Annotated in this window: 8 protein-coding genes; 1 reads left to right on the top strand and 7 read right to left on the bottom strand. The window is 40.8% G+C overall.

From position 1 onward, the window contains the following. Positions 1-343 precede the first annotated feature (343 nt). The gene (locus V6E90_RS18120) at positions 344-937 is read left to right on the top strand and encodes a hypothetical protein (RefSeq protein ID WP_332606107.1); all 594 of its coding nucleotides are present in this window, start codon (positions 344-346) and stop codon (positions 935-937) included. 94 nt (positions 938-1031) lie between these two features. On the opposite strand, the gene V6E90_RS18115 is transcribed toward V6E90_RS18120, so the two are convergent. From V6E90_RS18115 to V6E90_RS18085, 7 genes are all read right to left on the bottom strand, one after another. Beyond that, positions 1032-1526 (bottom strand): CC0125/CC1285 family lipoprotein, encoded by a 495-nt coding sequence (locus V6E90_RS18115; protein WP_332606106.1) that lies wholly within the window; start codon positions 1524-1526, stop codon positions 1032-1034. A gap of 255 nt (positions 1527-1781) precedes the next feature. Beyond that, positions 1782-2678, bottom strand: a complete 897-nt coding sequence (locus V6E90_RS18110; RefSeq protein ID WP_332606116.1) for a recombination directionality factor — start codon at positions 2676-2678, stop codon at positions 1782-1784. Between the two features lie 97 nt (positions 2679-2775). Further along, the gene (locus V6E90_RS18105; RefSeq protein ID WP_332606105.1) at positions 2776-3888 is read right to left on the bottom strand and encodes a YqaJ viral recombinase family nuclease; all 1113 of its coding nucleotides are present in this window, start codon (positions 3886-3888) and stop codon (positions 2776-2778) included. 164 nt (positions 3889-4052) lie between these two features. Beyond that, positions 4053-5102 carry a DUF932 domain-containing protein gene (locus V6E90_RS18100; RefSeq protein ID WP_332606104.1) on the bottom strand — a complete coding sequence of 350 codons (1050 nt, stop codon included), beginning with the start codon at positions 5100-5102 and terminating at the stop codon, positions 4053-4055. A gap of 27 nt (positions 5103-5129) precedes the next feature. Further along, the gene (locus tag V6E90_RS18095; protein ID WP_332606103.1) at positions 5130-5420 is read right to left on the bottom strand and encodes a hypothetical protein; all 291 of its coding nucleotides are present in this window, start codon (positions 5418-5420) and stop codon (positions 5130-5132) included. Positions 5421-5522: 102 nt separating this feature from the next. Continuing rightward, on the bottom strand, positions 5523-5855 hold the full coding sequence (locus tag V6E90_RS18090; protein WP_332606102.1) for a hypothetical protein: 333 nt from the start codon (positions 5853-5855) through the stop codon (positions 5523-5525). Between the two features lie 64 nt (positions 5856-5919). Beyond that, positions 5920-6594, bottom strand: a complete 675-nt coding sequence (locus V6E90_RS18085; protein WP_332606101.1) for a hypothetical protein — start codon at positions 6592-6594, stop codon at positions 5920-5922.

Raw genomic sequence — 6594 nt, 5'->3', positions numbered from 1 at the left:
AAAAAAAATAATATACGAACATGTGTTCTTCGTAGCGGATGGAATTGAAAGAAGTTTTGCAGAACGGATGGCATTACAATTGATTAATCGAAAAGACCTATATTTTTAATTTCACCAAAACCTTTAGTACTATTCAACCTTATATTTCTGTCTAACAACTACTTGAATAAGTTATACACCTATTTCATTTAACTAAATTCATATTTTAATAATTTATAATTTTAGTTGATTTTTTATTTCCAGTTTTAAATAATAATCTCACAAAAATTAAGTTAATTATAGTGGTTAGATTCTTTAGCTTTCTAACTGATTCCAAACTTTTTATCTTAGAATGAAGACAAACATGACCGTAGAAATTAAAGAACTCCAGAATATAGGTAAATTTAAGTCACAAGGCTCTCATTGGAAAAAATTCTTTCTTGTCATCTTAGTAATTGCATTAATTGTAACTTTTACTCGAGATGGAGGAGGATTTTTTGGTACGTTTTTTCTTGCCTTTTTGGGGGTAAGTGCCTTGTGTACAGTTCCTTATTCCGTATACCTTCTCTTTAGAACCATGCTGATGTTAGATATAAAAAAGCTACATCAACAAAAAGAAACTGAAATTAAAAAGCATGGCTTTAACATTGATTTCTCCACAACTGGATTATTGGTCGATCAAAAAAATAGAAAACTTATTTTTACCTTAGACCCAAAACCAATTGTATATATTTGTAGTTTTGATGATGTCAGACAGTGGTATTCAGGTTCAGATGTCCATGAAACCCAATATAGAAATAGTGAAGGTGCTTATGCTGGCTCTAAATCATTAACCGTTGCTAGATATATTACTGTACGTACTGCCGATCCCCAAATACCTGAAATAAGATTTGCTGTTTCTAGTGACAGAGAACAAAGCTTATGGATAGGGCGATTAGACGCACTTATTAACGGTTAATTGTAGAAAAGCCAGCCCCTTTTTTTAGTATATTAAAACAAGGGGCTGTAGGATTTTTATCTACAAGAGTTTACTTAATTTAAATATAAAAATATTAACGCCAACTATTCGGTACTCTAAACTTCCCACTACCGCTAGGTAGTTCTGAACTTAGAACATATTTAATATTAAAAACCAATCCGGGTAACACTGTATCTGGCTTCTCATTAAAACAAACATAAGTATTTCGACTTGAAGGTTTTACTATTCGATAGCGTGTTCCAGCACTTGTAGTATAGTAAACACCACCATTTTCCGTCATAAGGCCTGAATTCGTTTTTGATGTGTTTTGATCATAACTCTGGCTAGTATTATTAATTGCTGAATAATAATTACATCCTAATGATTGTGATACTTCAGCAGCCTTTCTAATTGCATACTGTGTTGCTACCGACTTCTGAGTATAACCATTGACAGATGCTTTCACTTGAAAGACATTATCATCAATAATCGTACTTTCGACTCCCCCTGACGCTCCCATTTTTTGATACGGAGTCGTGCATCCTTGTATTCCTAAAACACATAGTCCCACAAATAAAATTCTTTTCATGCAAATACCCAGTAAATATAAAAGTAGATAAAAGTTAATTACTTAAATTAAAAAAAATCCCAAACCCTTGGGGAAGGACATGGGATTACGACATTAATATTCCATTGGAGAAATGTATCGTTAAGCGTGCTTTTTATCACACACTTCAAACCAAAATAAATATTCAATCACAAAAAATACAGTTCTGTCTAGTGCTGTAAACTTCGCTATCAATTCTAAATTTTATTCTCTCAACCGAATATAGAACGTCAGTTCTTAATTTACAGACCTCACACTCTGCTTTAACCCTTTCTGGATATCCTGAATATGATTTAAGTTATGAGTCTGTTGATTCTGCTCTTGATTCGCACCATCCGTATAATACTCTTCAACAATATCCAGCCCCTCCTCAACTCCCACCTCAAAGCTAGCATTCCCATAGCCCTGCCGTGCCACATGATCTAAAGCCTCCTGATGAAACCCTGCTGCCTTGCTTTGCTCATCCATCTGCTTGGCTGAACTAATCGCCTCTTTCAGGTTTGTGCCTTCACGTAAAGTTAAATCCACGTAGTAAATTGGCGTACGGTAACTCTGCGTTGTGCTCTTGCCTCTTAACGTCAATTGCAATGGCAAACATGAAAGTAAATCACCTGATGCTGCATGATAATAACGAAGTCGTGCTGCCAAAGTTCGGATACTGTTAAAACCTGTGGTTCTAAAAATGAATGTACCAAACTCATCCGATTCATCGAGATTCACATAGAGTCTGCCATAGGGTTTACAGAGGCCTCCTTGAGCCAATGAACAGAGATCAGGTGACGGACAGGGATGCTGCTCAACCCCCTGATTGGTCAACCGTTGACAGGTTTCACCATTACCCACGCACACGGGACGTCCAGTCTGACGATCAAATAAGCTATATTCAGCTCGTAGATTGAGTTCAGGATCATTGAAGATCATACGAACTGGGATTGAACGGAGTTTTTGATTGGGTGCTTTGGCACGAAGTTGTTCATCTAGTGGATGCTTGACCCATCCTTCTTTTCCTTGGATTTGACTGGTAATGGTGAACTGGTCATCCTTTTCAGGGACACGTTTGCCATTCTTTTCTACCATTTTACCGATACTGATACGTCCAAGTATTGGTGGTGTAATCGCTAAACCTTTGATCATATTGATTTCCTCTTTTGAGTAAAATAAATTAGACATAAAAAAAATCCCATACGCTCAGGTATGGGATATTGGTTGTTTTGCTTAGGCTAAATCTGTTTCAATCATCATTGCTATAGATGTTAAAACGTCGTGAACCTGTTTTACCTTGTGGAAATTGATTCAAATATTCAGGATGTTGTTTGAGTAAAGCCTTGCTATCCAAGCTGATTGAATCCTTCGACTTTTTCCATGTGATGGAGCCTCCTTTAAAGGTGGCACGTTCAGCCTCTTGCATCTTGGCTTGAAGTTGATGTTTCAGCAGATCAAACTGCTCCTGATGTTTGTCAATTTGGCTTCGAGCTTGAATCAGTTGTTCAAACTGTTGATTGGCTTGCTCATCTTCAGTGAAGTCTGTAGTACTGAGTGGCACATGTTCGGGATAGAGCAGTTGTAGGGCTTTTGCTGCCGATTCACTGGCATCTGCATCAGGCGGTGTATCCTTTTCCACACATTCCCAGAAGTGACGCTCTGCATTGATGATGTGCTGAATCACTGATTCTGAACGAGTCACTTTAAAAATTCGGGTTTCATGTCCACAAATTAAGACACAAATATGCGCTGCCCTTTTGCCTGTCACTGCCAATTGATGCTGTACCTGACAGAGCACGTATAACGGTACACCATCTCGCCACAACTTGGCACCATACTCGCCTGCGGTTTTACACTCCAATATCTGGACTTCTTCATGACCCACCACGGCATAGTCCAAGTTAGCCAACATAAAATGTTTGTCTTCGTCAGGATGCTGTAGCACGGCATTGACGCGACGCACTTTGTGATTGGTATGCATGCTGTAGTATTGCGCCACCAGAGGTTCAAGCTGTTTGCCCCAATATAAAGGTGCATAGCCTGCACTTTCGTCTTCAATGTTTTGCTGCATCCGCCCCGTCTTAATCATCCACAGCTCTAGCATCGACATATACGGGTTGAGTCCACAAGCTGTTGCAGCATCGCTGCTGCCAATGCCCTGTTTTCTGACCTCCAGCCATTGTTGGTAATTCAGTTTTTTGGTATTGGCAAGACGTTTTGCTGAAGGTAGTTGACTGGTTTTCTTTGGCGTTTTCTTGGTTCGTGTGCCCACCTCAACCTTATGTTCAGTTTCAATCTTGATGGGATAAGGTTGTAAAGGTGGATGATTTAAAGTGTTTTGGATATGAGTATGGCTATTCATAATAAATATTCCTGTATAGGTAAAATCGTAAAAGCTGAGTTTTGGGCATAAAAAAAGCCACGTCGGGGGTGACGTGGCGAAAAGGGTTTTGCTGCTTGATGTTTTACCTAAAAGTTAAATTAAAATAGAGAGCTTAAATAAAGCTGAAGAAATAATAGGTCTGTTTAAACCACCATCCTTAAAGCTTGTTCAAGACCTCGTTGTTTAATCGCTGCACCTGCCCCAAACCAAGCTGAATCGAGTCGGTGATCCGTACTCATTGCTCGGCGTTCATGATCACAGAACTCGGTAATTGAGCAAAGCAAACCATAAGCCGTATCTTTGGCTGAACTCAGTTCTGCTCCTCGTCCATGTCCGTTAAACATGGTCATCACTTTCGACATAGCTCGTCCATTCGGTTCAGTTTTATTGTCTGATCTGGATGATTGAGTTTGCTTGGGCATCGCTGCATTTCGGTAGAACTGAATAATACTTTCATCCTGTGCTGCCATACTGAGATTGGTATTGTTAAATACTGCATCAAAGTAGGCCGCTGCTTCTTGTTGAGTCACCTTACGCTGACTGAGTTGCTTCATTTCATACATGTGTTCATCCCACGCACGAACTGAGATACCAAGTTGCTGTTTGACTTTCTCAGCATCGAATCGAGTGCTGTGAGGGACTTTGACTATGCCTGCACTCCCTTGCTGACCACGTAAAGCAATAGCTAAGGTGTTATTGCACACCACTCGAATGCTGGTGAACTGTGCGGTGGTTGCCAATGTTCCATCGCAGGCAGTTGCCAATAAAATGTAGCCATTACTGACATCCTTGCCTTTTAAGGCTGAGGTCTGTCCTGTTTTAGCCAATGCCCAGAATTTCTTGCCACCTTTGAGTACGCCTGCGGTTTCCAGCTCAAAGCCCGATTGTTCAGTCAAATCTTTGTAGAAATGTAGGATTTCCATCGGCTGGACTTCTTGAAAGCGCTGGCTCACCACAGATAAAGGTGCATGGGTATCTGAACGGTATAAAACGCGCTGCTCTTCAAACGGCATGATTATACGTTGTCCTCGTTCATTTTGTGCCATGTAACTGACATCTGAAGATTCAATTCGCCAATCCATGCCTGCCTGTTGTGCCCAGACTTCGATGGGTTGGTTTTGACTCAGTTGGTTTCCTAAGCCGTGCCAAGGGGTTTGTCCGGTATACGCCATTTGTTCAAGTTGATGGGCCATGATCTTGTCCTTTTAAGTAGATTAAATTTATTCAGGTTGTTGAATTTCAAAGTGGCTTAAGCATTGTTCACATTGGTAATGCAAAGTAATGAGGCTGTCTTCTTGCTGGATATAGAGTAGAAACATTCCACCTGCTGCTAATCCAATGAAGCCACCAATGATGGGATTGATCCCAAGTCGTTTTGAGATTTGCATCCCCACGGTGGCTAGTGACATTGGTGAACAGGAGGAAAATGAAATCTTGCTTCTGGCTTGCTTGTTTTGGCTTTGCCTGAGTAATTGCACATGCGATGAATGACAATAGGGACATTGCTGCATGTTGTGCTCCTGAGTTTAGTATTGAGAAGTTGAACAGGCATAAAAAAACCACGAGCATGGGCTCGTGGTTTTTTAAGGTTTATGCATTTGAGTTGTTAGTGATTAACGATTTGCTTTTGTTGAGGTAGCTGGCGTTGTTTTCTTACATGGACGGATACTCTGGATATGGGCACCATCGCCCGTATCTTTAAAGAAACCATACTTGGACTGAATTTCCAGACATTGCCCTTTCTTATAAGGCTTGAGTTGTTTGGCAACCTGAATCGGTAATGCAAAACTATTCAGGATCACCTCACCTTTGGTAGTAGGGAAAACCACTGCTTCTTCGCCGTAATGGACGTTGGCTTTTAAAGTAATTTGTTCAGTCTTGGCAAAGGCCACTGAACTCACTGCCAATGTTAAAAGACCGCAGCTGAAGAGTTGAATCAGTTTCATAAGGTTATCTCGTATTTATTAATGAAAGTCACGTTGTATTGAATGAGTTTGTTTTTTGCTAGGTTTAGCGACCAAAACAAGGCTTGTAGCCTTCGTTAATGACTGCATCTGTGCTTTTGTTCCACTGCACCACATACCAAGTACACTGAGAACGATCAGAATCCCATACAGTACGATAAGTGATGGTGTTGCCCTGTTCACTCCACCCTTCTAATCGTTTGGCAACCTGATCTGGCGCAGAACGTCCCCATGCATCCATCAGATGGGAAGCCAGCATGAGATCAATATCAGCAACAGTGGTTCGTAAATCGGCTGGTGCAGACTGGATCGGCTTTAAACCGTAACGGGAAAGTTTTGTGCTTAGGGTTTTCCCGTCATGGTATTCAGCATCAACGTCATAACTTAAACGTTCAGCTGCTGCTTTTTGGCTGGCTTTGGCGCTATCTACTGCGGCAAGTGCCCCTGCAACATCATCGGCACTGACTTCAAGATGTGCTGTTTGTGTCTCAGGATCTTTAGTTAGCCCTTCAATACCAGAGAGCTTCGATTCCATCGATTCAGATGCTGCCTTGGCATGATCCGCTGTCTGGTGTTGCACTTTACTTTGCTCCAGTGCAAGTTGTGCCAGTTCAATATCGGCTTTACGTTGTTGTTGCTGGTTAAATAAGAAGGTAGCCAGTGCGATCACCACAAGCAAAGTCATCAGCATAACAACATGGGATGTTTTAAGTTTCTGCAT

The organism is Acinetobacter sp. ESBL14 (genome assembly GCF_036668815.1).
GTDB lineage: Bacteria > Pseudomonadota > Gammaproteobacteria > Pseudomonadales > Moraxellaceae > Acinetobacter > Acinetobacter gyllenbergii.
Note: the sequence above shows the minus strand (reverse complement) of the source record. Positions and strands in the feature narration are given on the sequence as shown.

What these genes read in the sequence shown, in the direction of transcription:
- V6E90_RS18120 (WP_332606107.1), top strand. Translation starts at nt 344, where the DNA reads ATGACCGTAGAAATTAAAGAACTCCAGAATATAGGTAAATTTAAGTCA.
- V6E90_RS18115 (WP_332606106.1), bottom strand. Translation starts at nt 1,526, where the DNA reads ATGAAAAGAATTTTATTTGTGGGACTATGTGTTTTAGGAATACAAGGA.
- V6E90_RS18110 (WP_332606116.1), bottom strand. Translation starts at nt 2,678, where the DNA reads ATGATCAAAGGTTTAGCGATTACACCACCAATACTTGGACGTATCAGT.
- V6E90_RS18105 (WP_332606105.1), bottom strand. Translation starts at nt 3,888, where the DNA reads ATGAATAGCCATACTCATATCCAAAACACTTTAAATCATCCACCTTTA.
- V6E90_RS18100 (WP_332606104.1), bottom strand. Translation starts at nt 5,102, where the DNA reads ATGGCCCATCAACTTGAACAAATGGCGTATACCGGACAAACCCCTTGG.
- V6E90_RS18095 (WP_332606103.1), bottom strand. Translation starts at nt 5,420, where the DNA reads ATGCAGCAATGTCCCTATTGTCATTCATCGCATGTGCAATTACTCAGG.
- V6E90_RS18090 (WP_332606102.1), bottom strand. Translation starts at nt 5,855, where the DNA reads ATGAAACTGATTCAACTCTTCAGCTGCGGTCTTTTAACATTGGCAGTG.
- V6E90_RS18085 (WP_332606101.1), bottom strand. Translation starts at nt 6,594, where the DNA reads ATGCAGAAACTTAAAACATCCCATGTTGTTATGCTGATGACTTTGCTT.